Origin of the sequence: Rhodopseudomonas palustris (assembly GCF_003031265.1) — a bacterium.
Lineage (GTDB): Bacteria > Pseudomonadota > Alphaproteobacteria > Rhizobiales > Xanthobacteraceae > Rhodopseudomonas > Rhodopseudomonas palustris_H.
In genome coordinates, this window is sequence record NZ_CP019966.1 from 1,457,600 (window position 1) to 1,483,310 (window position 25,711).

Annotated in this window: 26 protein-coding genes and 1 pseudogene; 14 read left to right on the top strand and 13 right to left on the bottom strand. The window is 63.5% G+C overall.

Going from position 1 to position 25,711, the window contains the following annotated elements; all coding sequences use genetic code 11:
• The first annotated feature begins 103 nt into the window (after positions 1-103).
• On the top strand, positions 104-631 hold the full coding sequence (locus tag RPPS3_RS06805) for a Dps family protein (RefSeq protein ID WP_107346473.1): 528 nt from the start codon (positions 104-106) through the stop codon (positions 629-631).
• A gap of 246 nt (positions 632-877) precedes the next feature.
• Here the strand turns inward: RPPS3_RS06805 and RPPS3_RS06810 are convergent, their stop codons facing one another.
• Together RPPS3_RS06810 and carA are read right to left on the bottom strand one after the other, a co-directional pair.
• Positions 878-1,402 carry a hypothetical protein gene (locus RPPS3_RS06810; RefSeq protein ID WP_107343412.1) on the bottom strand — a complete coding sequence of 175 codons (525 nt, stop codon included), beginning with the start codon at positions 1,400-1,402 and terminating at the stop codon, positions 878-880.
• 232 nt (positions 1,403-1,634) lie between these two features.
• Entirely contained in the window at positions 1,635-2,828 is a 1,194-nt protein-coding gene (gene carA / locus RPPS3_RS06815) for a glutamine-hydrolyzing carbamoyl-phosphate synthase small subunit (protein WP_107343413.1), read from the bottom strand.
• Positions 2,829-2,976: 148 nt separating this feature from the next.
• Between carA and RPPS3_RS06820 the strand changes: the two genes are divergently transcribed.
• Positions 2,977-3,681 (top strand): alpha/beta fold hydrolase, encoded by a 705-nt coding sequence (locus RPPS3_RS06820; RefSeq protein ID WP_107343414.1) that lies wholly within the window; start codon positions 2,977-2,979, stop codon positions 3,679-3,681.
• 159 nt (positions 3,682-3,840) lie between these two features.
• Positions 3,841-4,296, top strand: coding sequence for a GatB/YqeY domain-containing protein (locus RPPS3_RS06825; protein WP_107343415.1), 456 nt, complete (start codon positions 3,841-3,843; stop codon positions 4,294-4,296).
• Positions 4,297-4,506: 210 nt separating this feature from the next.
• Here RPPS3_RS06825 and RPPS3_RS06830 read toward each other — a convergent pair whose 3' ends face one another.
• Positions 4,507-6,087, bottom strand: a complete 1,581-nt coding sequence (locus RPPS3_RS06830) for a DHA2 family efflux MFS transporter permease subunit (protein ID WP_107343416.1) — start codon at positions 6,085-6,087, stop codon at positions 4,507-4,509.
• Positions 6,088-6,097: 10 nt separating this feature from the next.
• Positions 6,098-7,096: an HlyD family secretion protein gene (locus RPPS3_RS06835; protein WP_234820123.1), complete on the bottom strand. Its 999-nt coding sequence runs from the start codon at positions 7,094-7,096 to the stop codon at positions 6,098-6,100.
• A 636-nt stretch (positions 7,097-7,732) separates the two neighbouring features.
• Between RPPS3_RS06835 and RPPS3_RS06840 the strand changes: the two genes are divergently transcribed.
• Positions 7,733-8,581: a DUF2189 domain-containing protein gene (locus tag RPPS3_RS06840; RefSeq protein ID WP_107343417.1), complete on the top strand. Its 849-nt coding sequence runs from the start codon at positions 7,733-7,735 to the stop codon at positions 8,579-8,581.
• Between the two features lie 27 nt (positions 8,582-8,608).
• Here the strand turns inward: RPPS3_RS06840 and RPPS3_RS06845 are convergent, their stop codons facing one another.
• Positions 8,609-9,136, bottom strand: coding sequence for an SRPBCC family protein (locus RPPS3_RS06845; RefSeq protein ID WP_107346475.1), 528 nt, complete (start codon positions 9,134-9,136; stop codon positions 8,609-8,611).
• Between the two features lie 206 nt (positions 9,137-9,342).
• Between RPPS3_RS06845 and RPPS3_RS06850 the strand changes: the two genes are divergently transcribed.
• Positions 9,343-9,969: a hypothetical protein gene (locus tag RPPS3_RS06850; RefSeq protein ID WP_159060652.1), complete on the top strand. Its 627-nt coding sequence runs from the start codon at positions 9,343-9,345 to the stop codon at positions 9,967-9,969.
• On the opposite strand, the gene RPPS3_RS06855 is transcribed toward RPPS3_RS06850, so the two are convergent.
• A complete protein-coding gene (locus RPPS3_RS06855) occupies positions 9,966-11,252 on the bottom strand; it encodes a hypothetical protein (RefSeq protein ID WP_107343419.1) in 1,287 nt (428 codons plus the stop codon). The two genes, RPPS3_RS06850 and RPPS3_RS06855, sit on opposite strands and share 4 nt — an antisense overlap.
• 172 nt (positions 11,253-11,424) lie before the next feature.
• On the opposite strand from RPPS3_RS06855, the pseudogene RPPS3_RS06860 reads away from it, so the two are divergent.
• Positions 11,425-11,775, top strand: a pseudogene (locus RPPS3_RS06860) (DUF2189 domain-containing protein); the annotation flags it as partial.
• A gap of 27 nt (positions 11,776-11,802) precedes the next feature.
• Here RPPS3_RS06860 and RPPS3_RS06865 read toward each other — a convergent pair.
• The 3 genes from RPPS3_RS06865 to RPPS3_RS06875 are packed head-to-tail and all read right to left on the bottom strand — an operon-like array spanning position 11,803 to position 13,135.
• Positions 11,803-12,330, bottom strand: a complete 528-nt coding sequence (locus tag RPPS3_RS06865) for an SRPBCC family protein (protein WP_107343420.1) — start codon at positions 12,328-12,330, stop codon at positions 11,803-11,805.
• An 18-nt stretch (positions 12,331-12,348) separates the two neighbouring features.
• A complete protein-coding gene (locus RPPS3_RS06870; protein WP_107343421.1) occupies positions 12,349-12,828 on the bottom strand; it encodes an SRPBCC family protein in 480 nt (159 codons plus the stop codon).
• Positions 12,821-13,135 (bottom strand): ArsR/SmtB family transcription factor, encoded by a 315-nt coding sequence (locus RPPS3_RS06875; RefSeq protein ID WP_107343422.1) that lies wholly within the window; start codon positions 13,133-13,135, stop codon positions 12,821-12,823. Before RPPS3_RS06875 ends, RPPS3_RS06870 begins: the two co-directional genes overlap by 8 nt.
• Before the next feature lie 129 nt (positions 13,136-13,264).
• Here RPPS3_RS06875 and RPPS3_RS06880 point away from each other — a divergent pair, with 129 nt between their 5' ends.
• Positions 13,265-13,882, top strand: coding sequence for a LysE family translocator (locus tag RPPS3_RS06880; protein WP_107343423.1), 618 nt, complete (start codon positions 13,265-13,267; stop codon positions 13,880-13,882).
• 136 nt (positions 13,883-14,018) lie between these two features.
• Here the strand turns inward: RPPS3_RS06880 and RPPS3_RS06885 are convergent, their stop codons facing one another.
• Entirely contained in the window at positions 14,019-14,804 is a 786-nt protein-coding gene (locus RPPS3_RS06885; protein ID WP_107343424.1) for an N-formylglutamate amidohydrolase, read from the bottom strand.
• A 161-nt stretch (positions 14,805-14,965) separates the two neighbouring features.
• Between RPPS3_RS06885 and RPPS3_RS06890 the strand changes: the two genes are divergently transcribed.
• The gene (locus tag RPPS3_RS06890) at positions 14,966-15,373 is read left to right on the top strand and encodes a gamma-glutamylcyclotransferase family protein (RefSeq protein WP_107343425.1); all 408 of its coding nucleotides are present in this window, start codon (positions 14,966-14,968) and stop codon (positions 15,371-15,373) included.
• Positions 15,374-15,389: 16 nt separating this feature from the next.
• Here the strand turns inward: RPPS3_RS06890 and RPPS3_RS06895 are convergent, their stop codons facing one another.
• Positions 15,390-15,632 carry a hypothetical protein gene (locus RPPS3_RS06895; protein WP_011156850.1) on the bottom strand — a complete coding sequence of 81 codons (243 nt, stop codon included), beginning with the start codon at positions 15,630-15,632 and terminating at the stop codon, positions 15,390-15,392.
• A 353-nt stretch (positions 15,633-15,985) separates the two neighbouring features.
• On the opposite strand from RPPS3_RS06895, the gene RPPS3_RS24845 reads away from it, so the two are divergent.
• The 5 genes from RPPS3_RS24845 (at position 15,986) to RPPS3_RS24880 (ending at position 21,959) form a co-directional block, all read left to right on the top strand.
• Entirely contained in the window at positions 15,986-16,660 is a 675-nt protein-coding gene (locus RPPS3_RS24845) for a VOC family protein (protein ID WP_107343426.1), read from the top strand.
• Between the two features lie 274 nt (positions 16,661-16,934).
• Positions 16,935-18,956: a DNA primase gene (dnaG, locus tag RPPS3_RS06905; RefSeq protein ID WP_107343427.1), complete on the top strand. Its 2,022-nt coding sequence runs from the start codon at positions 16,935-16,937 to the stop codon at positions 18,954-18,956.
• 259 nt (positions 18,957-19,215) lie between these two features.
• On the top strand, positions 19,216-21,312 hold the full coding sequence (gene rpoD, locus RPPS3_RS06910) for an RNA polymerase sigma factor RpoD (RefSeq protein WP_047307036.1): 2,097 nt from the start codon (positions 19,216-19,218) through the stop codon (positions 21,310-21,312).
• Positions 21,313-21,383: 71 nt separating this feature from the next.
• Entirely contained in the window at positions 21,384-21,662 is a 279-nt protein-coding gene (locus RPPS3_RS06915; protein ID WP_107343428.1) for a hypothetical protein, read from the top strand.
• A gap of 24 nt (positions 21,663-21,686) precedes the next feature.
• Positions 21,687-21,959 (top strand): type II toxin-antitoxin system RelE/ParE family toxin, encoded by a 273-nt coding sequence (locus RPPS3_RS24880; protein WP_434006774.1) that lies wholly within the window; start codon positions 21,687-21,689, stop codon positions 21,957-21,959.
• 169 nt (positions 21,960-22,128) lie between these two features.
• Here RPPS3_RS24880 and RPPS3_RS06925 read toward each other — a convergent pair whose 3' ends face one another.
• Together RPPS3_RS06925 and RPPS3_RS06930 are read right to left on the bottom strand one after the other, a co-directional pair.
• Positions 22,129-22,452, bottom strand: a complete 324-nt coding sequence (locus RPPS3_RS06925; RefSeq protein WP_107343430.1) for a HigA family addiction module antitoxin — start codon at positions 22,450-22,452, stop codon at positions 22,129-22,131.
• 32 nt (positions 22,453-22,484) lie between these two features.
• Complete coding sequence (locus RPPS3_RS06930) at positions 22,485-23,564, bottom strand: RES family NAD+ phosphorylase (RefSeq protein WP_159060653.1); 1,080 nt, start codon at positions 23,562-23,564, stop codon at positions 22,485-22,487.
• A 926-nt stretch (positions 23,565-24,490) separates the two neighbouring features.
• Between RPPS3_RS06930 and RPPS3_RS06935 the strand changes: the two genes are divergently transcribed.
• Positions 24,491-25,582, top strand: a complete 1,092-nt coding sequence (locus RPPS3_RS06935; RefSeq protein WP_107343432.1) for a sensor histidine kinase — start codon at positions 24,491-24,493, stop codon at positions 25,580-25,582.
• The last annotated feature ends 129 nt before the right edge of the window (positions 25,583-25,711 follow it).

The following is a 25,711-nucleotide window of genomic DNA, read 5'->3' on the forward strand; positions in this document are numbered from 1 at the left end:
AGACCGTGATTTCGGAACCGGCTTGGATCGACCGGGCCGCGGCCGCCCCGCCTGACCGTTGCATTCACCCTTCGTCAACCGCATCACCGCAGGACGCTTCATCGTGACCAAAGCCAAATCCGCCTCCGTCGCCCCCGAACTCGACACCCCGACCGACTTGCCGCCGCAGTCGGTGGAGAAAATCTCGACCGCGCTCAACGGCCTGCTAGCCGACTCGTTTGCGCTGTATCTGAAGACTAAGAATTTCCACTGGCACATCAGCGGCCGTCACTTCCGAGATTATCATCTGCTACTCGACGAACAGTCGGCGCAGATTCTCGCCACCACCGACGAGCTCGCCGAACGTGTCCGCAAGGTCGGCGGCACCACGCTGCGCTCGATCAGCCATATCTCCAAGCTGCAGACCATCCAGGACAATAACGACGACTACGTGCCGCCGCGCGAGATGCTGCGCGAGCTGATGAACGACAACAAGAAGGTCGCTGCGGCGATGCGCAAGGCGCACGAGATCGTCGACGAGTGCAAGGATGCGGCCAGCGCCGGCCTTCTCGAGAACTTCATCGACGAAACCGAAAAGCGCACCTGGTTCCTGTTCGAAGCCACCCGCCAGGAAGGCGCCAACGAGGCGTAAGCGGCGAGGGCCGTTACAAGAGGCCCTCATTGAATAGGCCGTCAGAAGATAAGCCTTCCCCCAGCACCGCGAACCCCTCACCCCACCCTTGTGGGGAGAGGGGTGATACGCGCACTGATTTTACAGCTTCAATTTATCTTCGACTCTCGCGGACACACTCACCCGACGGGCTGCGCCGGCCACCTCTCCTGGCGCGCCGGGAGAGGTGCCAACGTTCCTTGAGACGCTGTGCGACGACCCTACCGCTTACTTCGCCCACAGCCGCAGCAGCGGCCCGTTCTTGCCGTATACCGGATCGGTCTCCGGTAGCGATACCTTCGGAATTGTCTGCAGCGCCTTGCGATGATTGTCCGGGGTGGGACGTGTGACTTGCATCTTGGGCCCGGGCGGATAGGCGCCAACCACCGAGAAGTCGTGGCTGGCGAACAGGCATTTGTGGCCGGTGCCGGCCGGCAGCACCGCGACGTCACCCGGCGTCAACTCGATCGCTTCGCCTTGTTCGCCGCCGAACAGCACCATCGCACGGCCACGCGCGACGCCGAGCGCCTCATGCACCGTGGCGTGATAATGCTGGTAATCGAAAATCCCGTTGCGCCAGCGGTCGCCCCAACCATTGCGTTCGAACAGATCCTCGATCGCTTGCTCCGGATCGCGGCCGCCGATGTCGACCGCGTGCTTATAGAGCAGTAACGGCAGCGGGTTGTTCGGGATCAGCCCGTCGTCATCGAACACCAGCGCAAGCGGTTTGATCTGGTCGCGGGCAAGCGACATGGCGTCTCCAGCGCGTGCAGGGAAGGATCATCAGCTTGCTGAGATAACGTGACGTCGCGCCGGGCGTTCCCGCGTTCGTCACCCGCCTGATACCCGTCATTCCGCGGCGCGCGGACAGGCGCGAGCCCGGAATCTAGCGGTGACTGTGCCCGGATCAGATTCCGGGTTCGCGAGCTACGCTCGCGCCCCGGAATGACAAGTCGAGAGGATGATATGAATAAGGCCGCCGCGGTTACGCGGCGGCTTTCTTCGCGCGCATCAGATCGGTGAAGCGGCGGAACAGATAGTGCGAGTCCTGCGGGCCGGGCGAGGCCTCGGGGTGATACTGCACCGAGAACACCGGCTTGTCGGCCAGCGCGATGCCGCAGTTCGAGTCGTCGAACAGCGACACGTGGGTCTGCTGCACGTTGCCCGGCAGGGTCGATTTGTCGACCGCGAAGCCGTGGTTCATCGAGGTGATCTCGACCTTGCCGGTGGTGAGATCCTTGACCGGATGATTGGCGCCGTGGTGGCCCTGATGCATCTTCACGGTCTTGCCGCCGAGCGCGAGGCCGAGCATCTGGTGGCCGAGGCAGATGCCGAAGGTCGGCACGCCGGTCTCGATCACCTTCTGGATCACCGGCACCGCGTATTTGCCGGTCGCAGCCGGATCGCCCGGGCCGTTCGACAGGAATACGCCGTCCGGCTTCATCGCCAGGATGTCTTCGGCCGAGGTGGTGGCGGGCACCACGGTGACCTTGCAGCCTTCGCCGGCAAGCAGCCGCAGAATGTTGCGCTTGATGCCGTAGTCGATCGCGACGACGTTGAACTCGGGCTTGTCCTGCCGGCCGAAACCTTCACCCCATGCCCACGGCGTCTCGTCCCAGGTGAAGCGTTGGCCGGAGGTGACCATCGGCACCAGGTCCATGCCTTCCAGGCCGGGCCACTCGCGGGCCTCTTCCTTCAGCGCGTGCAGGTCGAATTCGCCGTTCGGCGAATGCGCGATCACCGCGTTGGGCATGCCCTTGCTGCGGATCAGCGCGGTCAGCGCGCGGGTGTCGATGCCCGACAGGCCGATGATGCCGCGTGCCTTCAGCCAGGCGTCGAGATGGCGCGCCGAGCGATAGTTTGACGGATCGGTGATGGCGCTGCGCAGGATCACGCCGCGCGCGCCGGGCGTCGCCGCCATGTTCACCGTCTCGATATCCTCGTCGTTGGTGCCGACGTTGCCGATATGCGGGAAAGTGAAGGTGATGAGCTGCCCGGCGTAGGACGGATCGGTGAGGATCTCCTCGTAGCCGGTCATCGCGGTGTTGAAGCAGACCTCGCCGACGGCGTGGCCCTCTGCGCCGAGGCCGAAGCCCTCGAACACGGTGCCATCGGCGAGCACGAGCAGCGCGGTCGGCTTGTGGTCCGGCCAAGCGGGATGGGATGCTGGATTGGTCATGAGCGCACTACATAGTCGCGGGCGTTGCCGACGTCAAAGCGCCGCCCCCCTCCAATTGTTCGCTTTTGGACGAGATTTGACAGGGAATTTGGCTGTCCTAGGCTTCGCGGCGGGCGCAGGGGCAGAATCGTGCGCGGGGAGAGGTTGAATGGACACATCATTGCCGGTGGTGCTGGTGCCCGGTTTGGCGGGCTCGCCACGGATCTACGCCCCGATCCTCCCCGCGCTATGGGCTTGCGGCTCGCCGGTGACGGTCGCCAACCACATCCGCGACGACAGCATGGCGGCGATCGCGCGGCGGATTCTCGCCGAGGCGCCGGCGCGGTTCGCGCTCGCCGGGCACTCGATGGGCGGCTACATCGCGTTCGAGATTATGCGTCAGGCGCCTGACCGGGTCGCCAAGCTGGCGCTGATCAACACTCAGGCCCGGCCCGACAGTCCGGAAGCCACCGAGCGCCGTACCCGGCAGATCGGGGAAGCCGAGGCCGGCCGGCTGCACGCGGTGCTGGACGAACTGTATCCCGGCTTTGTCCATCCGTCGCGCCGCGAGGACGCCGCGCTGCAGCGGATCGTCCACGATATGGGCGACGACGTCGGCGCCGCCGGCTTCGTCCGCCAGCAGCGGGCGATCATCGCCCGTGCCGATTCCCGGCCCACGCTGGGGACAATCGGCTGTCCGACCCTGGTGGTTTCCGGCGAAACGGACACCACCATTCCGAACAGCCTGTCGCAGGAAATGGCGGAGGGCATCAGCGGCGCCCGGCTGGTGATCATCCCCGATTGCGGTCACCTGCCGCAGATTGAGCAGCCCGCCGCCACCGCCGCCGCGCTGGCGGACTGGCTGCGGAACTAGAGTTGTTTCGGCCGGCTGAACCGCCTACATCAGCGGCAGATTTGCCATTTTCCGTTATTGCGAGCCGAAGGCGAAGCAATCCAGGCTCTTTTCGCGGCCTCTGGATTGCTTCGTAGCTTCGCTCCTCGCAATGACGCATCGAATACGAAGGAGCCCGACATGCTGCGCGACGACCTCAACAACGCCGTGAAAGAGGCGATGAAAGCCAAGGACGAGCGCAAGCTGTCGACGCTGCGGATGGTGAACTCGACCATCAAGAACGCCGACATCGAGGCGCGCGGCCAGGGCAAGCCGCCGCTGTCGGACGGCGATCTGCTCAGCCTGCTGCAGAAGATGATCAAGCAGCGCCAGGAATCGGTCGAGCTGTACGACAAGGGGGGCCGCCCCGAACTCGCCGACCAGGAGCGCGCCGAGATCGCCGTGATCCAGGCCTACCTGCCGCAGCAGATGTCCGACGACGAAGTCAAAGCCGCGATCGCCGCCACCATCTCCGAAACCGGTGCAGCCGGCATCAAGGACATGGGCAAGGTGATCGGCGCCCTGAAGGCGAAGTACGCCGGCCAGATGGATTTTGGCAAGGCCAGCGGCATGGTGAAGGCGGCGCTGACGGGTTAGTTCGTCGTCGAGCGGTAGTTGCATCGCTAACTCCAAGCACGTCATTCCGGGGCGCGAGCGAAGCTCGCGAACCCGGAATCTCGAAGTTGCTACGCGCGGCGTTCGCTCCGGATGAACTCCTCGAGATTCCGGGTTCGCCGCTGCGCGGCGCCCCGGAATGACGATGCGTGAGGCTGAAGGCCGCAACGACGGACTCGCGCCACCGCGCCCTCAATGCCCCATCGCCGGCTTTGCGCTGCGGTCGACGCTGCGGAGTGACAGCGCCAGCGGGATCATCGCGGCGGCGATCAGGCCGAGGGCGACGAACACGTCCAGATACGCCAGCAGCGCGGCTTGGTTTTCGACCATCTGTCCGACCACCGCCATCGCGCTGCCGGACTTGCTGCCGGTGGCGTTTTGGGTGCCGAGATAGCCTTGGATCTGCGCCAGTGTGTCATGCAGCACCGGATTCCACGAGCCGACGTGTTCGCTCAGCCGGCTCTGATGAAACTGCTCGCGCCGGGCCAGCACGGTCTGGCTGATCGACACGCCGATCGAGCCGCCGAAATTGCGGGCGAGGTTGATCATCGCCGAGGCCTGATCGGTCTTGTCGGGCGGGATGCCATCGTAGGACGCGGTGGTGATCGGGATGAAGATCAGCGGCAGGCCGATGCCGAGATAGATCCGCGACAGCGCGAAGAACCAGTAGTCGGCGTCCGGCGACATCCGCATCAGGTCGATCATCGCGCCGCCGGCGATTGTGGCGCCGAGCGCGATCAGCCAGCGCGGCTGTACCGAGCCGCCGAGCCGGCCGACGATCACCATCATCACCATGGTGACGAGGCCGCCGGGCGATATCACCAGCCCGGCCAGCGTCGCCGTGTAGCCGAACCGCTCTTGCAAAAGCTGCGGCACGATCTGGGTGGTCGCGATCAGTAGCGCGCCGGTCGCCAGCATGATCACGAAGCAGGTGCCGAACTGCCGGCCGGTCAGCATCCTGACGTCGATCAGCGGCCGCTCGCGCGACAGCTCCCACGGCACGAAGGCGATCAGCGCTGCCGCCGAGATGATCGCGAAGGTGACGATGAAGGTCGAGCCGAACCAGTCGTCGACCTGTCCACGGTCGAGCACGACTTCGAGCGCGCCGAGGAAGGTCGCGACTAGCACGAAGCCGACGATGTCGAAGTTCAGCCCCTTCGCCCACAGCTTCGCGCGCTCCTGCCGCTGCTTCTCGGAGGAGGGAATGATCAGGTAGATCAGCGCCAGTGTGATGACGCCGACCGGCACGTTGATCAGGAAGCACCAGTGCCACGACAAATTATCACTGAGCCAGCCGCCGAGCGTCGGCCCCACCACCGGCGCCACCACCACGGCGATGCCATACAACGCAAAACCCTGGCCGCGCTTGGCCGGCGGAAACGCCGCGGCGAGGATCGACTGCGCCACCGGCGTCATGCCGCCGCCGGCCAGCCCCTGCAGGATCCGGAACACCAGCAGCGATTGCAGATTCCAGGCGAAGCCGCACAGCAGCGAGCTCACCGTGAACAGCGCGATGCACACCAGAAAGAAATTCTTGCGGCCGAACATCTGAGCGATCCAGCCCGACGCACACAGCACGATCGAGTTGGCTACCAGATAGGTGGTGACCACCCAGGAGGCTTCGTCGCCCGACACCGCGAGGCCGCCGGCGATGTAACGCAGCGCGACGTTGGCGATGGTGGTGTCGAGCACTTCCATGAAGGTCGCGACCGACACCAGCACCGCGATCAGCCACGGATTGGCGCCGCCATATTCGCCTTCGCTGTCGGCCATGGCGAGAGCCTTACGGACGGACGGTGACGCGCGGCACCACCGACATGCCGGGGCCGAGCTCGACATCCGGCGGCTGATCGAAGGTGATCTTCACTGGCACGCGCTGCACCACCTTGACGTAGTTGCCGGTGGCGTTCTCGGCAGGTAGCAGGCTGAACGCCGTGCCGCTGCCGGCCTGGATGCTGTTGACGTGACCGGGATAAGATTTGCCGTAGGCGTCGATGTGAATGTCGACCGGCTGCCCGACCCGCATCAGCTCGAGTTGCGTCTCCTTGAAATTGGCCGTGACCCAGACGTCGAGCGGCACCAACACCATGATGGCCTGCCCCGGTGAGGCCAGCGCCCCGACCGCGCCGGTCAGCTTGGCGATGCGGCCGTCGGTCGGTGCGCGCAGTTCGGTGCGCTGAAGATTGGCATCGGCCTGCTCCTTCTGCGCTTGCGCGGCCTGGAGCTGGGCTTTGGCCTGCTCGACCTTGGCGCGCAGCACGTCGATCTGGCGGTCGGCGGCGAGCTTGGCGGCATTGGCGGCGTCGAGTGCGGCCTTCTTGGCACGGAAGTCCGACTCGGCCTGCTGGGCGCGCTGCACCGTGCCGGCGCCCTTCTGTACCAGTTCCTGATAGCGCTGGTTCTCGTCGGTGGCGAAGTTCAACGCGGCCTGCGCTTCTTGCACCTGCTGATTAGCCTGCTGGATCTGCGCCTGCTGGGCGCCGATCTGCGCCTCGATATCGGTGATGGAAGCTTGCGCCTGCCGAATCTGTGCGGCCGCCTGGTCGACCGCGGCCTTGTAGTCGCGTGGGTCGATGGTGGCGAGCAGTTCACCCGCCTTGACCACCTGGTTGTCGGTGACGTTGACGCCGGTGATCGCGCCCGACACCTGTGGGCTGATCAGCACCGTGCGAGTGTCGATGAAAGCATCGTCGCTGCTCTCGTAGTTGCGGGCATGCAGCCACCACAAAATGCCGCCGATGATCGCTGCGATGATCAGCACCGCCCCGATGCTGGCCGCCACTGGATGACCACCGATTAGCGCTTTAAGGCCGCCGGGTGAGTTCGCGCGGCGGTCCGATTCGCTGCCGGGGCGGTCGCGGGTGTCGTCGTCACGGCGTCGCTGTTCGGTCGGAGGGAGAGCCGGCGATCGCGACGGCGCAGGCGCCGCTTCAGGCCGGGCATCTGCAGAACGACGGTCGCGATCCGCGAAATCGGAACTGGCGGAGGAGGGGCTGTCCAAGGTGCTCATGAGGAAAACGCTCTTGCGCGCGGCATCGCCGCGCCAGCCGAAGCAACACTGCAGTGCAAAACAGGTTCCATTCGGAAACTGCAGAGGATGCCCGCGATCAGAGGCAGCGATCTCGACACAAAATCCGCTCGTCCGAGTGTTCACGACGGTGTGAAAGGAGGTTCGACGACCGCGCTGGCAGTTGAGGGGAGTCGGCGAGATTGCCAAAACCCGTTCGAATGCCCCGGTGAGTGGCCAATTTCGCACGTATTGCGGCGCGAATTAGTTGTGCGATGCGGCGGGAACTAATCGAGACGCATAGCTCGCATTGGTTGGCTTGTTACCAAGCTGATTGACGGTCGTCGAACTCCGCGCCTTAATGCATGCAACTAATAACGAACGATGCCCACGAACCAGGGAGGAGCGACCATGTCGATCTCCGGTAAGGTTGATCCCGTGGTGCGGCCAATCACGATCGGCGACATTGCGGAAGCGTTGGGTCAGGGGCTGCGGGACTTTCAGGCCGCGCCGCTCTACGGCCTCGCTTTCGGCACGTTCTATGCAGCGGGCGGATTGCTGATTCTCGCCTGTCTGACGGCTTTCCATATGGTGTATCTGGCCTATCCGCTCGGCGCCGGCTTTGCGCTGCTTGGGCCGTTCGTCGCGCTCGGGCTTTACGAAGTCAGCCGGCAGCGCGAGGCAGGCAGGCGGCCGTCGATGATGCAGATCATCGGCCTGATGCGCAGCCGCAGCGAACTCGGCTGGATGGCGTTCGTCACGCTGTTCCTGTTCGTGATCTGGATGTACCAGGTTCGGCTGCTGATCGCGCTGTTCCTCGGCGTCGGCGCGTCGTTCGGCAGCCTGCAGGAATTCATCTCCGCGGTGCTCACCACCAACGAGGGCCTGGTCTTCCTCGCGGTCGGCAATTGCGTCGGCGCTTGTCTGGCCTTGGTGCTGTTCTCGCTGACGGTAGTGTCATTCCCGCTGCTGCTGGATCGCGATGTCGATTTCGTCACCGCGATGGTGACCAGCGTTCGGTCGGTGGTGAAGAGCCCGCTGCCGATGATTGGCTGGGCCGCCACCATCGTCGTGCTGCTTGCACTCTCGGCGCTGCCGTATTTCCTCGGCCTGATCGTGACGCTGCCGGTGCTGGGCCATACCACTTGGCACCTGTATCGCAAGATAGTCGCGCCGGTCGCGGCCGAACTGCCGGCTGCCGAGGACGCCGAAGCGATCAGCAACGTCGTGGCGATGCCGAAACGCGCCGCTGCGGGCTGACGCCACACCGACCGGATGCGGCCCAGGCTATTCCGGCCCGCCCGGCACTGTGACGCCGGCGCGCCGCAGCGCGGCGATCATCTTGACCGGCGGCTGCATCGCGATCCGCGGTGCGCGTCCGGTTTCGAGCAGGCTCTTCAGCGACGACAGGATCGCGGGCCAGCCTTGGCGACCGCCCGACAGGATATCGTCGTCGAGCGGACGCTCGTGCGCTTCGGTCATGGTCAGCTTCACGACTTCGCCGGCCTGTTCGATCGTGTAGCTGACCAGGGTGCCGCCGAGCGCTTCGACGAGGCCCGGCCAGCCGACATTCCAGGTGATGCTCAGCTTGTGCGGGGGATCCCAGGTGATCACTTCGCCAGTGATGTGGGGCGTTCCGTCCGGCGCCAGCAGCCTCAACGCGCCGCCGACGCGCGGTTCGATCCAGATCGCAAAGCCGGAGAAGTAGTCCCGGCTGAACTCCGCCGAGGTCAGCGCGTCCCACAACCGTTCGGCCGGCGCCGCGATGTAGATCGTGTACACGGTCTGCGGCGCCCAATCGCCGTATCCGGTCATGCTGGCCGCCCACGAATATCCCCGCTTGATCGAATTCACCGAAACCCTGCCGATGACCGCAACCGGCAAAGTCTTCCGCCGCGAATTGCGGGCGAGGGGGTAGTTCGGCCGCGGCGCCGTTCCGATTTTGCGGGTGACTTGATACCGGTGGCCATGGCGACGCGGTCGCGATGTCCGAAATATGCGCTTGCGCAGCATGCACCGGTGTGGCTGAAATTCGGCGTGTCGTAATCCGGCCGAAGATCATGCTTCGATTGTTGCCGTTGTACTCGCTCGGTCTTGCGCTCGGCTATTTGAACCTTCCTTTCCCAGGCGTTCCCGCAGCGTGGGAAAGCGCGATCTATGCCGGCTGGCAAAAGGAGTGGAAGGACGAAGACGTCGTCGTGCTGCGAGCGATCCTCCGTGACAATCCGACCGAGGCCGCGCGTCTGCGCAAGACCGCAACGGTCGCAAGCTTCTATCCGACCGGCAAGGAGCAGCCTGGTGTATCAACCAGGTTCAGCGTCCTGGGCGAATGGTCGGAGGCGCAATTGCTCGCCAAGCGTGGAGACGACAACGGCACCGTACTCTTCGCTCTCAAAAAGGGCGAAATATCAGGCGTTCTGTCGTGGCCGGAGGAGAAGACATACGGCTTCTATCTCGCCGTCGATACCCGCAAGCGAAGGGCGCCTTTTCTGAAAATTCAGGAGCTGAAGCACATCATACGGGCCAATGTGGACGAGTATCGCGAGCATACCCGCTTCAGCGCGTGGCTGATCTCGCCCGGTCCGCCGTCGGACGAGACTATCACGTCCTGGTACAACGATGTCGCAGGGGCATTCGAACAGCACTAGAGCGACGCTTTCACCGATGCGTTGACCGCTCGAGCGATATGGTAGATGCCGTAGCCGCCAGCCATGAATGGGACGAACGTCGCAAGCGCGCTCTCGAAGTAGCTCACTTTCATCGCGTGTTTTAGAAGAACCACGAACCGCACCTGCACCACCAGGATTGCGGCGACACCCGCCATGGTCGCCCATATACATTTGACCATGACCGCATCGACGTCGTTCGCGAGCGAGCGCCAATTGTCAAGAACGCAGCTTGCCGTCATCGACTGCCTGCAACTCTCCCGAATGAGCTCGGGCAATTTCATCGTCCAGCCTGGACCCAGATCCAAATTCGCGAGGATGATCCAATTACACATGGCGTAAGTCGCTCCCTCCGCAAACGTGACGAGGATCATCGGATACAGCGCGCATTGCAGGAAATCCAAAACGGATATGTCGTGATTTCCGAACGAGAAGCGCAGGGCTATGAACGTGACCAGCGCGCTGATCGAGGGAAGAAGAGCAAAGAGCGTCTTGATCCCGACTACCTCCCAAGACGACAAGTGATTGCTTAATCCGTAACTCCAGAACAGCAGCTGCTCGATGCCAACGCACCAGGTCAAGGTATAGAACAATGTCCTGGCCGCCCGTGCAAACGCAGCCGAATTCCAGCTCTGAAGCGTGTCGGCCAGTTCGCGGGGGAACAACACGAACTTCACGATGTCCAGAAATCTCGCCAGGCGGCGATGTCCTTGCGCCGACGCGTAGGCATAAGCCGACTGCATTCCGCCGCGCGTGTCGTTGCGAGGGAAGTTCTTCATCAGCAGCAGCAGCGAAATGCCCCAAAGCACCACCGCGAACGTCGCGATCGGCGTCGCCGCGTAGACGTATCGCGGCGATTCGGTCAGCGCGCGAAGCCAGAAGCCGGCGATGACCAGGTGGATCGTCAGCATCGCCACCCATCTGCCGATGGGCACGCCCTCGACGAGCGACAGATCGGGATTGGCCGCCCGCGCGCGAGCCATCAATCCGGCGAAGAACGACTGGAAATCCTTGTCCCTGCTCTCGTCAGTCGCGCCGCTGAAAACGTCGTACCGGCCGCCGCCGACAAGCGACAGCCGGCATCGAATGTAGGTGCCGAGGTGCCATTTCTTCCAGTATGACAGCGAGATCCGTCGAATGCCCCCGTATGGTATCAGCTCAATTTGCTGGCCTGCTTTCTTGACCTGAATGGCGTCCGCGCCGAGCGACACGATCGTCCGGCCGCGCTGGTTGGGGGCCCGATCGAACAATTCATAGTCAATCATTTAGCACCCACTATGTACATATCGGCAATTCAGCTAACTTACAGATCGTCGATCAAAAGACAATCCGCGTCCCCGCTCGGATAGTACTTGTGGGGTCGAGATCATTGTTTTTGTTAGTAGTTCGCAATTAGCCAGATGAAATACGGTAACCCGCGATGGTTTCGCACGTGCGGCTGGTGGCGCGGGCGCCGCGCTGGCGCTGTTCTCGCTGACCGTGGCGTCGTTCCCGCTGCCGCCCGACCGCGACGTCGATTTCGTCACCGCAATGGTCACCAGCGTGCGCGCGGTGGTGAAGAGTCCGTTGCCGATGATCGGCTGGGCCGCCACGATCGTGGTGTTGCTGGCGGTATCGGCGCTGCCGTATTTCCTCGGCCTGATCGTGACGCTGCCGGTGCTGGGCCATACCACTTGGCACCTGTATCGCAAGATAGTCGCGCCGGTCGCGGCCGAACTGCCGGCTGCCGAGGACGCCGAAGCGATCAGCAACGTCGTGGCGATGCCGAAACGCGCCGCTGCGGGCTGACGCCACACCGACCGGATGCGGCCCAGGCTATTCCGGCCCGCCCGGCACTGTGACGCCGGCGCGCCGCAGCGCGGCGATCATCTTGACCGGCGGCTGTACTGCGATCCGCGGTGCGCGTCCGGTTTCGAGCAGGCTCTTCAGCGACGACAGGATCGCGGGCCAGCCTTGGCGGCCGCCCGACAGGATATCGTCGTCGAGCGGACGCTCGTGCGCTTCGGTCATGGTCAGCTTCACGGCTTCGCCGGCTTGTTCGATCGTGTAGCTGACCACGGTGCCGCCGAGCGCTTCGACGAGGCTCGGCCAGCCGACATTCCAGGTGATGCTCAGCTTGTGCGGGGGATCCCAGGTGATCACCTCGCCAGTGATGTGGGGCGTTCCGTCCGGCGCCAGCAGCCTCAACGCGCCGCCGACGCGCGGTTCGATCTCGATCGCAAAGCCCGAGAAATAGTCCCGGCTGAACTCAGCCGAGGTGAGCGCCTGCCACACCCGTTCGGCAGGCGCCGCGATGTAGATAGTGTAGACCGTTTGGGGCACCCAGCCGCTGACATCGGTCATGCTGTGCTCCGTTTGCGGTTACGCTGACACATGAGCGGCTTCCGCGGCGGCATGCGCCGGGGCGGCGAACGGCAGCGGCTCTCCGGTCTCCAAAATGCTCTTCAGGCTGGCCAGCACCATCGGCCAACCGAAGCTGATGCTCGGCAATGTCGCGCTGCCTTCGTCGAAGTCTTCGTGGGTGACCGTCAGCTTGACGAGATCGCCTTGCGGCTCGATCTCGTAGGTGACGCGCGACGGTTTCTCCTGGCGCATCGCCGGGTCCCACACCGAGACCCAATCGTACGCCAGCCGACGCGGCGGATCGGACTCCACGATGGTGCAGCGGTTCTTGATCTCGCCGCCACGCTCCATCGTCATTTCCGAGCCGACCCTCCAGTCCGAGCGCAGCGTGCAGTCCATCCAGTAGCGCCTGGTGAAATCGGCGTCGGTCAACGCGTGCCACAGCCGCTCCGGCGTGGTGCGGATATAGGTGACGTAGGCGAATTCCGGCTTACTCATCGCGCGTCTCCAATTTGCGTTTCAGGTCGCTGAGGGCGGCGAGCCGGCCGCGCTCGAATTTCCTGATCCAGCGGTCGCCGATCTCGTGGATCGGCACCGGATTCAGGTAGTGGAGCTTCTCGCGGCCGTGTTTGACCGTGGCGACCAGATTGGCCGCTTCGAGAATCGCAAGGTGCTTGGTCACGGCCTGCCGCGTCATCGCGAGGCCGTCGCAGAGATCGCTCAGCGTCTGCCCGTTACGGGCGTGGAGCCGGTCCAAAAGGGCGCGCCGCGAACCATCCGCCAGCGCTTTGAAGACCTCATCCATGGCGGCGATAATAGGCAACCAAAAAGTTGCATGTCAACACCGAGCAGCGACGCGGCCTTTTCGCCAGTCGTCGCAGTCGCGCAGGGCTGCTAACGTCTCGGCTGGAATCGTTACGTGAATGGGAATGCCATGTCTCTCGAAATGTACCTGACCTTCGTCACCGCCTGCATCGTGCTCGCTCTGCTGCCGGGGCCGGTGGTGACGCTGGTGATCGCCAACGGCCTGCGTCACGGCACCCGCGCAGCATTGCTGAACATCGCCGGTGCGCAGCTCGGGCTAGGTCTGGTGATCGCGCTGGTCGCTGCCGGTCTCACCACGCTGATGGCGACGATGGGCTATTGGTTCGACTGGGTACGGTTTCTCGGCGCAGCCTATCTGGTGTGGCTCGGCATCGGCCTGATCCGGAAGCCGGTCGAAGGTCTGTCGACCGATCAGCCGCCGCCTCCGCCGCGCGGCGGCTTCTTCCTGCAGGGCTTCTTGGTGCTGCTGGCAAATCCGAAGGTGCTGGTGTTCTTCGGCGCGTTCATTCCGCAGTTCGTCGACATGCAGCGCGAGACGGTGCCGCAGGTGGCGCTGCTCGGCGTCACCTTCATGGTGATCGCGGCGATGACGGATGCGATCTACGCGCTGCTCGCCGGCCGCGCCCGCACGATGTTCTCGGCGCACCGCACGCGGCTGCTGTCGCGGATCTCCGGCGGCTTCATGATCGGCGGCGGTGTCTGGCTCGCGCTCAGCCGTGCGAAGTAAGGCGCGGCCTTTGCCTTGTCATATGTAGGCTAAGCCGACGAAGCAATCCGGCTCCCGAGGGCTCGGCGCATCTGGATTGTTTCGCCGTGGCTCGCAAAGAATCAGCGAGGTTGCGGTGGTGCCGCTATCGCAGCGCCTACTGTTGCCGCAGCTTGTCGCTGATCGCGCTCAGAACGCGTGTGAGCCGGCTAGCCCATTCCACCTGGCCGGCCTCGTCGGTGATCTGATCCTGGCGGATTTCGATGCCCGAGGTAATCAGGCCGCGTGCGGTGCCGTGCACCGGAATGGTGTAGTCGGTGCCGTCGGCGACCGCGTAAGGCTGGTTGTCGCCGACAACCAGGTCCGGCTCGCGCCGCAGCTCGGCGAGCAGCAGCGGCGGCAGCACGGTGCAGTCCTGATACAGTGTGCCGATGTGCCAGGGCCGTGCCATGCCGTGATACACCGGCGTGAACGAATGCAACGCCAGCAGCACGGTCGGCTGGCCGGATAATTGCCGATCTTCGATCGCCGCCTCGATCCGCTGGTGATACGGATCGAAAATCAGCCGCCGCCGCTCCGCGGCATGCTCGCGAGTCAGTCCGTCGTTGCCGGGGATCGTCGTCGCCTCGCTGACCAGCGGGATCGAGCTCTCGGCGCTCGGCGGCCGATTGCAGTCGATCACCAGCCGCGAATAGCGCTGCGCGATCAGATGTGCGCCGAGCGCATCGGAAACCCGTTCGGCGACGCCTGCGATGCCGACGTCCCAGGCGATGTGGCGCGTCAGTTCGGCTTCGGGCAGGCCGAGATCGCCGAGTTGTGCCGGGATCCGGCGGCCGTAATGGTCACACACCAGCAGGAACGGCGATTGTCCGTTCTGATTGCGTTCGATCACCGGAGGCTCTCCGGCATCGAGGCTAAGGAAATTATCGCGCACGCCGTCCATCACCGAACCTGCCTATCGCCTTTTGTCGTCCGAGCCCCACCGAATCGGTAGCGGATTCGCCGGCGCGGCGTCGAGACGATTGAACTTCGCCGTCACGAACCGGGCATGACATCCCGCCGACGTTTGGATAGCTTCGGCCCGACTTGCTGAAGTTGCGGTGAATGATGTCCGATCGTCTGTTCGTTTATGGCACGCTGATGCGCGGCTACGACCATCCGATGGCCCGGCTGCTGTCGTCGAATGCGGAGTTTCTTGGGGCAGCCTCGATGCCGGGCCGGCTGTATCTGGTGCGGCACTATCCCGGCCTGGTGCCGTCGGATGATCCGGCGGACTGCGTTCACGGCGAAGTGTTCCGGCTGCATCGGCCGGACGAGGTTCTGGCGCAGCTCGACGATTACGAAGGCTGCGGACCGCGTGACCAGCGCGCGGAGTACCGGCGCGAGATCGCCCGCGTGACGCTGGCAAGCGGCACGGAGCTCGACGCGTTCGTGTACTATTTCAATTGGGATGTGGCGCGGCTACCGCGCATCGAAACAGGGCGGTTTCAGCCGGAAGCGTTTTCCGGCTGAAAGGGCCTGAAGGCTTCTAGCCGGTAAGGTGCAGCTCGATCCGCGCATTGGCGGCCAGCGGCAGCAGGGTCAGCCAATCCGGATCGCCCGGCTCGGTGAGGCAGAAGCTCGGAAAGTCATAGGCTTCGACCGAAGCGGTGGCGATATCGAGCACGTGGCCGCAGTCGTCGCACTTCCAGGAATGGATCTCGTACACCCCGTCGATGGCTTCCACGCCGAGCGACGTCATCTGCGCATTGCAATGGGCACAATTAGCCATGGTCTGGCTCCTTATCGTTCGAACGCGACGCTCCAGAACTTCGGAAGCGACGCGGGTGAGCCCTTTAAGCCTTGGCTGATCGTTCTCCCCCGACTCCCCCGCATTGCGCAGGGTGCGGCAGTTCAATCCCGCTTGCGCGGTGCAGCAATGAGCTGGATCAAACCGGCTCCGCTTGCGAATTGTCGCGGGTTTACAAGGGTATCGACTATGCCGCAATGCGAAATATTGCGAGGTGATGACATGCGTGTGCAACCTAGTTTGTTCGCGCTAAAGTAGCTTTGATATAGCTGACAACTAGAGGCTGACACGGGCGACGCAAATAGTACCCGCTCCGCATCCGGGCAGATCATTTTATGAACCACTCAGACTTTCGAATTGGGCTGGAGTTTGTGACGGAAGCCGGACGATGGCGATGCACGGATATCGGCACACGTACGATCACAGCGATACGTCTCGATCGCGGTGACGACACAAGTTGGTACGACGGACCGCCCTACGCGATTGCCGAAACTGCTTTTGATGAAGACGACATAGCTTCATGTGAGATCGCTCCAGAGCGAGGGTCGTTCGGTGACACCGGGAAGCTCCAGATTGGAGGGCTCAAGCAGTATCCCCTATCCGCCCTGTCTCAGATTTGTGCGATCGACTACACGGCCGTTATCGCTCGCAACATGCCTGCGATGCGGACATTTTATGGTGATTTGCTTGGGTTTTCATTGATTCGGGAGCTGTCCCCGAACTGGGTGGAGTATCGGGTCGGCGGTAACGTCCTTGCGCTCGCCAAACCAAGGTTGACAGCTGCAGATCCTCCGATCCCGTTAGGCATTGCATCGGTTCAGCTGGCGTTTCGCGTACCTCTGGCCGAGGTCGATCGATGCGCTGCTGAGCTTGCCCAGAAGAGCGTCGCATTGTTATCGCCCCCGATGGACCAGAGCTTTGGACACCGAACACTGTTTTTCCGGGATCCCGACGGAAACCTGCTGGAAATCTTCGCAGAGATCCCGTCACCCCCGGTGTCCGAGCGCTAGGTGGTCCTGGTTCTTGTCGGATCGCGACGCGGGCACAACCTCATATGGTGAGGAGGCCCGAAGCGTCGTCTCGAACCATGGGTGGCGGGGCTGGTCCATGGGGCTCTCATCCTTCGAGACGTCGGCGTTGGCGAGGATTCATCTCTGTTTGCGCTGTGGATAGCCGGGACAATTCGGCGCAACCTCGTCTTCACCTCGCGTGAGCCTATATCCATGGTCGGTTGGCGCCGCTGGTGAGCGCTGTTTGCTGAAGCCCTTAAAACCTCCCGAGCCCATGCGCTTCTCGCCGCAGTTCCTCGACGATCTGAAAGCCCGGCTGTCGGTGTCGGAGGTGGTCGGCCGTCGCGTCAAGCTGAAGAAGGCCGGGCGGGAGTGGAAGGGGCTGTCGCCGTTCCAGCAGGAGAAGACGCCGTCCTTCTTCGTCAATGACGAGAAGCAGGCGTGGTTCGACTTCTCCTCGGGCAAGAACGGCTCGATCTTCGACTTCGTGATGCTGACCGAGGGCGTCGACTTCCCGGAAGCGGTCGAACGGCTGGCCGCGATGGCCGGCGTCGCGCTGCCGGTGCAGACGCAGGAGTCCGCGCGCCAGGAGCAGCGCCGCAAATCGCTGTACGACGTGATGGAGCTGGCGGCGAATTACTTCGCCGACAATCTCGCCTCGCGCGCCGGTGCCCGCGCCCGAGGTTATCTCGCTGATCGCGCCATCATGCCGGGCACGCAGGTCAAGTTCCGCCTCGGCTACGCGTCGAACGAGCGCTACGCGCTGAAGGAGTATCTCGGCAAACACGGCGTGCCCGTGCCCGACATGATCGAGGCCGGACTGTTGTCGGCGGGCCCTGATATTCCGGTGCCGTTCGACAAATTCCGCGATCGGGTGATGTTTCCGATCACCGATCTCCGCGGCCGTGTGATCGCGTTCGGCGGCCGTGCGCTGGAGAAAGATGTCGCGGCCAAGTACCTGAACTCGCCGGAGACGCCGCTGTTTCACAAGGGCGACAATCTCTACAACCACGCGCCCGCGCGCAAAGCCGCGCACGACGGCGGCGCGGTGATCGTGGTCGAGGGCTATGTCGACGTCATCGCACTGGTCACCGCCGGTTTTCCCGCCACCGTCGCGCCGCTCGGCACCGCGCTGACCGAAGCGCAGCTTCAGCACCTCTGGAAGATGGCCGACGAGCCGATCCTGTGCTTCGACGGCGATCGCGCCGGACAGAAGGCGGCGTATCGCGCCGCCGATCTGGCGCTGCCGCATCTGAAGCCCGGCAAGAGCCTGCGCTTCGCGCTGCTGCCGGAAGGCCAGGATCCCGACGATCTCGCCCGCGCCGGCGGCCGGCTCGCGGTCGAGGAGGTGATCGGTGCGGCGCGGCCGCTCGCTGACATGTTGTGGGCGCGCGAGGTGGAGGGCGGGATGTTCGCCACCCCGGAGCGGCGCGCGGCGCTGGAGGCCCGGATCAACGAGCTATCCAACGGAATCCGCGACGAAATCGTCCGCAAGCACTATCGCCAGGACCTCACCGACCGGCTGCGCACCGCGTTCGCCCCGCAGGGCGGATTTGGGGGCGGCTATGGCGGGGGATTCGGGGGCGGTTTCCGGGGCGGCGGGGGCGGCGATTCGGGTCGCCGATTCGCCCCGAGCGGCGGTTTTCCACAGGGCGGCGGCCGGTTCGCCCCGCGCGGGCGTCCGGGACAACCGACGCCGATGCTGGGCCGCGGCCCCTACCAGATTGCCAGCCCGGACCTGATCGCCAGTCCGATCATGCGCGGCCAGCGCTCGGCGATGTCGCGCCGCGAGGCGCTGATCCTGATCTCGCTGCTCAACCACCCCTGGCTGCTCGACGACCATCTGGAGGAAATCGCCGCGCTGGAATTCGCCCATCCGGAGGCGCACCGGCTGCGGGCGGCGATCATCGCCGCATTCGCCCAGCATCACCACCGCGGCGACGATCCCCCCGAGCAGGCCGAGAAGCTCCGCGCAGATTTGGTTAAGGCAGGATTATCCGAGCAATTGCAGCGGGTTGAGCGGGTGATTACGACCTCGGCGGTGTGGGGGGCCGGCCCCAAGGCGGCGCGCGAGGACGTCCTTTCGACGTGGCAGCAACTCGTTGCCTTGCATCGACAATCCCACTCCTTACTTAGGGAATTGAAGGATGCCGAGCTGGCTTTGGGTGAAGACGGCAGCGAGGCGAATATGCGGTGGTTGAACGACGTCAAGGCGCGCCTGGCGCAGGTCGAGGGGACCGAGGCGCTGATCGAGGGATTCGGCGAATCCTCCGGCCGGTTCCAGCGCAGCGTGTGAGGCGGTCAGCGGAAGGCCCCGGGCGGGCGTCGAGTCGAAAAGACTCGCCAATCCCCGGATTTAGCTGCAAAAACAGGGTTAGTAAGGGCTTAACGGCATTCCGGTAGAAGGCCTTCGGGCGACCAATTTGGGTAACCAGCGAGCGGGATCGTGCGGGGTGGCGCAGGCGGGCGCCGCCCTTTGTGCGTCTCTCCCGATAAGGCAAGTTTTCATGGCGGCGCGGTGACGCCTCGTCCGTGAGCGCGTTCAGGAGCAGTGGATGGCCAGCAAGGCGAAGACGGTTCAGGTGCAGGACAAGGACAAGGACGACAAGGTAGACGCGCCGGAGAAGGACTCCGTCGACGCTCCCTCGCCGCTCCTCGACCTGTCGGATGCGGCCGTCAAGAAGATGATCAAGCAGGCGAAGAAGCGCGGCTTCGTCACCTTCGATCAGCTCAATGAAGTGCTGCCCTCCGACACCACGTCGCCGGAGCAGATCGAAGACATCATGTCGATGCTGTCCGACATGGGCATCAATGTGTCCGAGGCGGAAGACACCGAGGCCGAAGAAGAAGAGGCCAAGGAAGAGGCCGACGAGGAGCTCGACAACGATCTGGTCGAAGTCACCGCCAAGGCCGTAACCGAGACCAAGAAGTCCGAGCCCGGCGAGCGCACCGACGATCCCGTCCGCATGTATCTGCGCGAGATGGGCACCGTCGAGCTGCTGTCGCGCGAGGGCGAAATCGCCATCGCCAAGCGGATCGAAGCCGGCCGCGAGGCGATGATCGCCGGTCTGTGCGAAAGCCCGCTGACGTTCCAGGCGATCATCATCTGGCGCGACGAACTCAACGAAGGAAAGATCTTCCTTCGCGACATTATCGATCTCGAAGCGACCTACGCCGGCCCCGAAGGCAAGAACAACATCGGCGAGCCCGGTGAGGAAGCCGCGGCCGAAGGCGAGGGCGGTGCGCCCGCGCACGTCGCGCCGCCGGCGGCTCCGCCGTCCGCCACCCCGTTCCGTCCCGCGCAGCAGCGCGGCGCCGCGCCGGCCGAAGGCGAGGGCGAAGGCGCCCCCGAGGGCGACGGCGACGACGACGAGTTCGAGAACCAGATGTCGCTCGCCGCGATCGAGGCCGAGCTGAAGCCGAAGGTGGTCGAGACCTTCGACAAGATCGCCGACAACTACAAGAAGCTGCGCAAGCTGCAGGAGCAGGATATCGCCAACCAGCTGCAGAACGAGCAGCTGTCGCCGTCGCAGGAGCGCAAGTACAAGAAGCTGAAGGACGAGATCATCGTCGAGGTGAAGTCGCTGCGCCTCAACCAGGCCCGTATCGACAGCCTGGTCGAGCAGCTCTACGACATCAACAAGAAGCTGGTGTCGTTCGAGAGCCGCCTGATGCGGCTCGCCGACAGCCACGGTGTCGCCCGCGACGACTTCCTGCGCAACTATCAGGGCTCGGAGCTCGATCCGCGCTGGCTCAACCGGGTGTCGAAGCTCTCGGCCAAGGGGTGGAAGAACTTCGTCCACCACGAGAAAGACCGGATCAAGGACCTGCGCCAGGAAGTGCAGTCGATGGCGGCGCTGACCGGCCTCGAGATCGGCGAATTCCGCAAGATCGTCCACTCGGTGCAGAAGGGCGAGCGCGAAGCCCGTCAGGCCAAGAAGGAAATGGTCGAGGCCAACCTCCGCCTCGTGATCTCGATCGCCAAGAAGTACACCAACCGCGGCCTGCAGTTCCTCGATCTCATTCAGGAAGGCAACATCGGCCTGATGAAGGCGGTCGACAAGTTCGAGTATCGCCGCGGCTACAAGTTCTCGACCTATGCTACCTGGTGGATCCGGCAGGCGATCACCCGCTCGATCGCCGACCAGGCCCGCACCATCCGCATCCCGGTGCACATGATCGAGACGATCAACAAGATCGTCCGCACCTCGCGGCAGATGCTCAACGAGATCGGCCGCGAGCCGACCCCCGAAGAGCTCGCCGAGAAGCTCGGCATGCCGCTGGAGAAGGTCCGCAAGGTTCTGAAGATCGCCAAGGAGCCGCTGTCGCTCGAAACCCCGGTGGGTGACGAAGAGGACAGCCATCTCGGCGATTTCATCGAGGACAAGAACGCGGTGCTGCCGATCGACGCCGCGATCCAGTCGAACCTGCGCGAGACCACCACGCGCGTGCTCGCCTCGCTGACTCCGCGCGAAGAACGCGTGCTGCGCATGCGCTTCGGCATCGGCATGAACACCGACCACACGCTGGAAGAAGTCGGCCAGCAGTTCTCGGTGACCCGCGAGCGTATCCGCCAGATCGAAGCCAAGGCGCTGCGCAAGCTGAAGCATCCGAGCCGGAGCCGGAAGCTGCGTAGCTTCCTGGATAACTGACGAGAGCGGGTGGGCAAAGGCACAGTTGCGCCGTGCCCACCCTGCACGCCTGATGAAGCCGAGGCCAAGCGATGGCATCGAAGCGGCACCTGATCGAGGTCGACGAGATCACCGCAACCCGCCTTCGCGAACGGGCCGACGCGCAGGGCATCTCGGTCGCCGAAGTGGTCGCTGGCCTGACAGCGATTGCCGAGAGTCCTGTCGAAATTTCCCCCGAAGACCTCGCCGACCTCCACCGGCAATGGGCGGCGATTCAGTCCGGCGAAGAGGGAGTGGTCCCTCATGATCAGGTCGCGCGCTGGCTCGAGACTTGGGGCACGCCGGACTACAAGCCGTTTCCGGTGAAATGAAGCGCCCTGTGCGATGAAGCTCTCGTGGTCGAGGGCTGCGCTTGCCGACCTGAACCGCTTTGCGGCTTTTCTTCAGGATCATCATCCCGCCTTGGCCCGGCGCATCGGCGTCGAAATTCTAAAGCGTGCGGAAGTCCTCAGCGACTACCCGGAATTGGCCGTCCGATCCGTGATAGGGATTTTCGCGAGCTGGTTCTTCCGGTCATGGGTGGGACCTATGTTCTTCGCTATGCCCACGGTGCCAACGGCGTCGTCATCCTGCGCGTCTTCCACAGCCGCGAGCAGCGCGACACATAGGTAACCACAAGCCGCAGCGCGCTCCCTCTCCCGCCTGCGGGAGAGGGGTGGGGTGAGGGCGACACCAGCACTGACTCGGCAAGCGCCACAGGATAAGTTAGCCGAACCCACAACCCATCATCTTCGCCGCGGCGCATGACGCCTCCGGCTTATGCGCCCTACGGCGCTGCTATTCCGCCGCGCCCGCGTAGCGCGCAATCTTGATATCGCCGGCGCGCTTGCGCGCCTCGGCGATATCAAAGCTGTTCTGCATGCGCATCAGAGTGTCCATCGACACGCCGAACGCCTTTTCGATGCGGAGCGCCATCTCGGACGACAGCGAGGCGCGCTCGTTCAGAACCGCGGACAGCGCCGGCCGGGTGACGCCCAAGACCTTCGCGGCTTCGGTGACGGACAGCCGGAGCGGTTCGATGATCTCGTGCTTCACAAAGCTGCCGGGGTGTGCCGGGCTTTTCATGCGCAGGTTGGTCTTTGTCCGTATCGTCGAGCTCATCAAAGCGTCCTAAGCGCCTCGCCAAGTAAGGCTCAGAACCATATTGGGCTGATCTCGTACGAAACATTCTGTATGTGCCTGATATTGTGGCGCGATAACGCCAAGCACGGCTTTGTCGCGGGATCCATGAAGTCGGTTCCTCGATTAAGTACAACGATGTTCCGGTTGTCGCCCTTATGGCCTTTGTTCATGGAAGATTTATAGATGATGGCATCGCAATTGAAATACTCACGCAAGTATTCGGAGACGATCTGCGTGGCTATATACTCTCGCTGCTTTTCAAACGGCAGAATAGGTTTGCTGATTTCGTCCTGCATTTGAGTGATAAAGTCATAGCGAGTGTGGGCGTAGACCTCACTCCATGATCCTCCGCGCGATCTCGAAAAAGCGGTAAAGTCGAAAATCCGAATCTCTCTCAGTAGCTTGAATTCTCCGACTGCGACCTGATCGCCAATGCTGGGGCGTATTTCGGCGATGGCTGTTTCCTCGCTAAAAGCTCCGTAGAATGCTGGGATGTACTCGACGCTCATCCGACCGGCGCGCGCCTTATCTTTTGGCGGGGCGCCCAGCTCTCGTGCCGCGTTCTTAAGGAGATGAGATGCCGTAAAGCTGCCATCGAGCAATCTCGCCCGGTAGATCCTCTGTCCAATCTCAAGTGGATAGATTGGACGAATGGCGCCCTGTTCATACTCTTCCGGAGTTCCAAAGAGATCGTCGAGAAGCTCCTTGGTCTTGAAGAACCGTCGCTCGTACTGAACGACGCGACAAAAGTCATTCCACTGATATTCGAAACGCCTCTCGTACCATCGCTCTTCTTCATCGGCGGCCTCGCGAGCTCGCGCATCGGCGAGAGACTCATAATTCCTGCATTCGTCATAAAATGCTTCGCCACCGTCCATGATGTCGACATGATCGCAATCCGGCAAGTTGTCTGCGATGGCGTCGATCAGGTCGCCGTCCGCCTCCAGATCGTTAGCCAAAATATCTTTGTAAGGTTCACCCCTGGTGTCATAGCTCGGGTGGTCCGAATCGTCTGTGCCGTAAATGTACTCTTCGCCCCACCCGTAGTTCTCGCGGAAATACCGGTCTACTTCCTCGGCAAATGCGCTCACAGTGATGGCTTTTCTCGACCGTCCGTGTGCCGAATAGAAATCACACTTTCCCCTCCGTCCGTTGGCTCGAATCCACTTCACAAGATCCTTATTGCCGATGCATTTGGTGCAGAGCTTAAATTTCCCGGAATCCAAAATTGACCTCATAGTTTGTCTTCGTCCCGGCGGGTGGTCAGGCTACCGTAGGCTGGATGTAACGGCGCGCAACAGGGCAGCGCAATCTGTGTCTCACTTCATTCAATCTATCTCCCTGTCACAGATCATCTTGGCAAGATTCTTATATTGGATATTCCTATCTATCCTGCTCCACTCGATCGTCACTAGTCGCGGGGCGGGGTGAGGTGGACGCGGCTGCGTCGGCGCGGAGGAAGGCGGCAGGGGGCCGCAAGGCAGGAGGTCCGCAGGGCCTAGCCTCGGGGCCTATGGAGCCGACGACCTTGCGCGTAGACGACGATACTTTGCGGTGGGGGCCGGGGCGAAATGCGCCCCATCTGCATCGCCTTTGCGCGCCGGCCCGAGTCGTGTGGTCTGACGCCCGTCGCTGGCGGAAAGCGACGGAGCGCCTGCACGCCGACCGGCCGCAGGAGACAAGGTCCGGACGCTTTCGTCCGCTCCGCTCAGTCCCGTCGGTGACGAACGCCAGCGTATCAATCGTGCCGTGGAGAGTACGAAGCAAGCCGGAAGCCCACCGCGTGCGGAACGCCGGACGTGTCTGGTGCGTTCGCGGTGACTAACTCATGCGCTTTTTGCGTTGCGCATGAGGCTGCGGACGCATCGCGCGTCCGGCGTTCCGCGCGCCCTCGTTTCGGGCGAAGCGCGACGCGGCAGGCGCCCCGAAGCGCAAGGCCGATCGACGCCCCCGCGCCGTTCAAACAATAGGGGCGATGACGCATGTCCGCTTGCCGCCGGGACGAGGGAGAGCCGCCATGGCCGCGATCGCCTGTCCTTCCAGTTCCTCTTCGTCCATAGTCGCCGTTTCACGTGTCGAATCCGTAGAGCCTGCTTTGGCGCGACTTAAAGTTTGGGACATCATTCATGCCACGCGGCGGTTGCGGTCGCTGGGGCTGCTCGGCGATTTGGCGGCGGTGGCGGCAACCGGTGCGGCGCTGCTGCTGCGTATGGTGCTCGATCCGGTGCTGCCGCCGGGCTTTCCCTATTTGACCTTCTTTCCGGCCGTCGTTCTCACCGCGTTCTTCTTCGGGCTGCGGCCCGGCATCATCTGCGCGGTGCTGAGCGGGTTGGCGGCGTGGTATATCTTCATCCCACCGTTCTTCAGCTTCGACCTGTCGCCGCCGACCACGATCGCGCTGGCGTTCTACGTGTTCATCGTCACGGTCGACATCTCGCTGATCCACATCATGCACCTGGCCGCGGCGCGGCTGCGCGCCGACGCCGAGGAGACCGCGCGGCTGTATGAGCAGCAGCGGACGATGTTTCAGGAGCTGCAGCACCGCGTCGCCAACAACATGCAGTTCGTCTCGGCGATGCTGCGGCTGTACGCCAAGCGCGCCGGTGACGATCCGGCCGCGATGCTGACGGCGCTCGACGACGCGCGGGTGCGGCTCGATGTGATGTCGCGGATTCACCGCCATCTCTACGACCCGGCCAACGTCACAAGGCCGGTCGGCGAGTTCTTCCAGGATCTGTGTGCCAACCTCGGCGACGCGGCGGGCGCCCGCGACGTGCGCTTCACGGTCGAGATGCCTCCGGTGCGGTTCGATCTCACCAAGCTGACGCCGCTGTCGTTGATCGCCGTCGAGATCGTCACCAACGCGCTGAAGCACGCGTTTCCCGACGGCCGCGGCACCATCGCGCTGCGGCTGGTGCAGGACGGCGACCGCATCGTCTTCACCATCTCCGACGACGGCAAGGGCATGACGCCGGCCGAGGCCCCCGGCCCTGGTAACAGCCTCGGCCTCAAGATCATCCACAACCTCGCCGCCCAGATCGGCGGCCGCATCAGCTACGACGCCGGCCCGGGCACCACTGCCCGGATCGAATTCGACCGGGCGAGCTAGAGCCAAGCCGCCGCTTCGGCGCCGTTCAAACCATCGAGGCGACGGCGCATCTTTTGTCGAGATGCCTGGTGGAGCTGCCTGATTGATTTTGCGGCGATCGATGATCACGGCGAACGGCACTGAAGCGTG

Bases quoted from the DNA above. Each gene is read 5' to 3' on its own strand.
- carA (WP_107343413.1), bottom strand. From the start codon at position 2,828: ATGACCAATCCAGCATCCCATCCCGCTTGGCCGGACCACAAGCCGACC.
- RPPS3_RS06840 (WP_107343417.1), top strand. From the start codon at position 7,733: ATGTCGATCTCCGGTAAGGTTGATCCCGTGGTGCGGCCAATCACGATC.
- rpoD (WP_047307036.1), top strand. From the start codon at position 19,216: ATGGCCAGCAAGGCGAAGACGGTTCAGGTGCAGGACAAGGACAAGGAC.
- RPPS3_RS06915 (WP_107343428.1), top strand. From the start codon at position 21,384: ATGGCATCGAAGCGGCACCTGATCGAGGTCGACGAGATCACCGCAACC.
- RPPS3_RS06935 (WP_107343432.1), top strand. From the start codon at position 24,491: ATGGCCGCGATCGCCTGTCCTTCCAGTTCCTCTTCGTCCATAGTCGCC.
- RPPS3_RS06925 (WP_107343430.1), bottom strand. From the start codon at position 22,452: ATGAGCTCGACGATACGGACAAAGACCAACCTGCGCATGAAAAGCCCG.
- RPPS3_RS06830 (WP_107343416.1), bottom strand. From the start codon at position 6,087: ATGGCCGACAGCGAAGGCGAATATGGCGGCGCCAATCCGTGGCTGATC.
- RPPS3_RS06880 (WP_107343423.1), top strand. From the start codon at position 13,265: ATGTCTCTCGAAATGTACCTGACCTTCGTCACCGCCTGCATCGTGCTC.
- RPPS3_RS06870 (WP_107343421.1), bottom strand. From the start codon at position 12,828: ATGAGTAAGCCGGAATTCGCCTACGTCACCTATATCCGCACCACGCCG.
- RPPS3_RS06810 (WP_107343412.1), bottom strand. From the start codon at position 1,402: ATGTCGCTTGCCCGCGACCAGATCAAACCGCTTGCGCTGGTGTTCGAT.
- RPPS3_RS06875 (WP_107343422.1), bottom strand. From the start codon at position 13,135: ATGGATGAGGTCTTCAAAGCGCTGGCGGATGGTTCGCGGCGCGCCCTT.
- RPPS3_RS06845 (WP_107346475.1), bottom strand. From the start codon at position 9,136: ATGACCGGATACGGCGATTGGGCGCCGCAGACCGTGTACACGATCTAC.
- RPPS3_RS06865 (WP_107343420.1), bottom strand. From the start codon at position 12,330: ATGACCGATGTCAGCGGCTGGGTGCCCCAAACGGTCTACACTATCTAC.
- RPPS3_RS06855 (WP_107343419.1), bottom strand. From the start codon at position 11,252: ATGATTGACTATGAATTGTTCGATCGGGCCCCCAACCAGCGCGGCCGG.
- dnaG (WP_107343427.1), top strand. From the start codon at position 16,935: ATGCGCTTCTCGCCGCAGTTCCTCGACGATCTGAAAGCCCGGCTGTCG.
- RPPS3_RS06895 (WP_011156850.1), bottom strand. From the start codon at position 15,632: ATGGCTAATTGTGCCCATTGCAATGCGCAGATGACGTCGCTCGGCGTG.
- RPPS3_RS06890 (WP_107343425.1), top strand. From the start codon at position 14,966: ATGATGTCCGATCGTCTGTTCGTTTATGGCACGCTGATGCGCGGCTAC.
- RPPS3_RS06820 (WP_107343414.1), top strand. From the start codon at position 2,977: ATGGACACATCATTGCCGGTGGTGCTGGTGCCCGGTTTGGCGGGCTCG.
- RPPS3_RS06825 (WP_107343415.1), top strand. From the start codon at position 3,841: ATGCTGCGCGACGACCTCAACAACGCCGTGAAAGAGGCGATGAAAGCC.
- RPPS3_RS24845 (WP_107343426.1), top strand. From the start codon at position 15,986: ATGAACCACTCAGACTTTCGAATTGGGCTGGAGTTTGTGACGGAAGCC.
- RPPS3_RS06885 (WP_107343424.1), bottom strand. From the start codon at position 14,804: ATGGACGGCGTGCGCGATAATTTCCTTAGCCTCGATGCCGGAGAGCCT.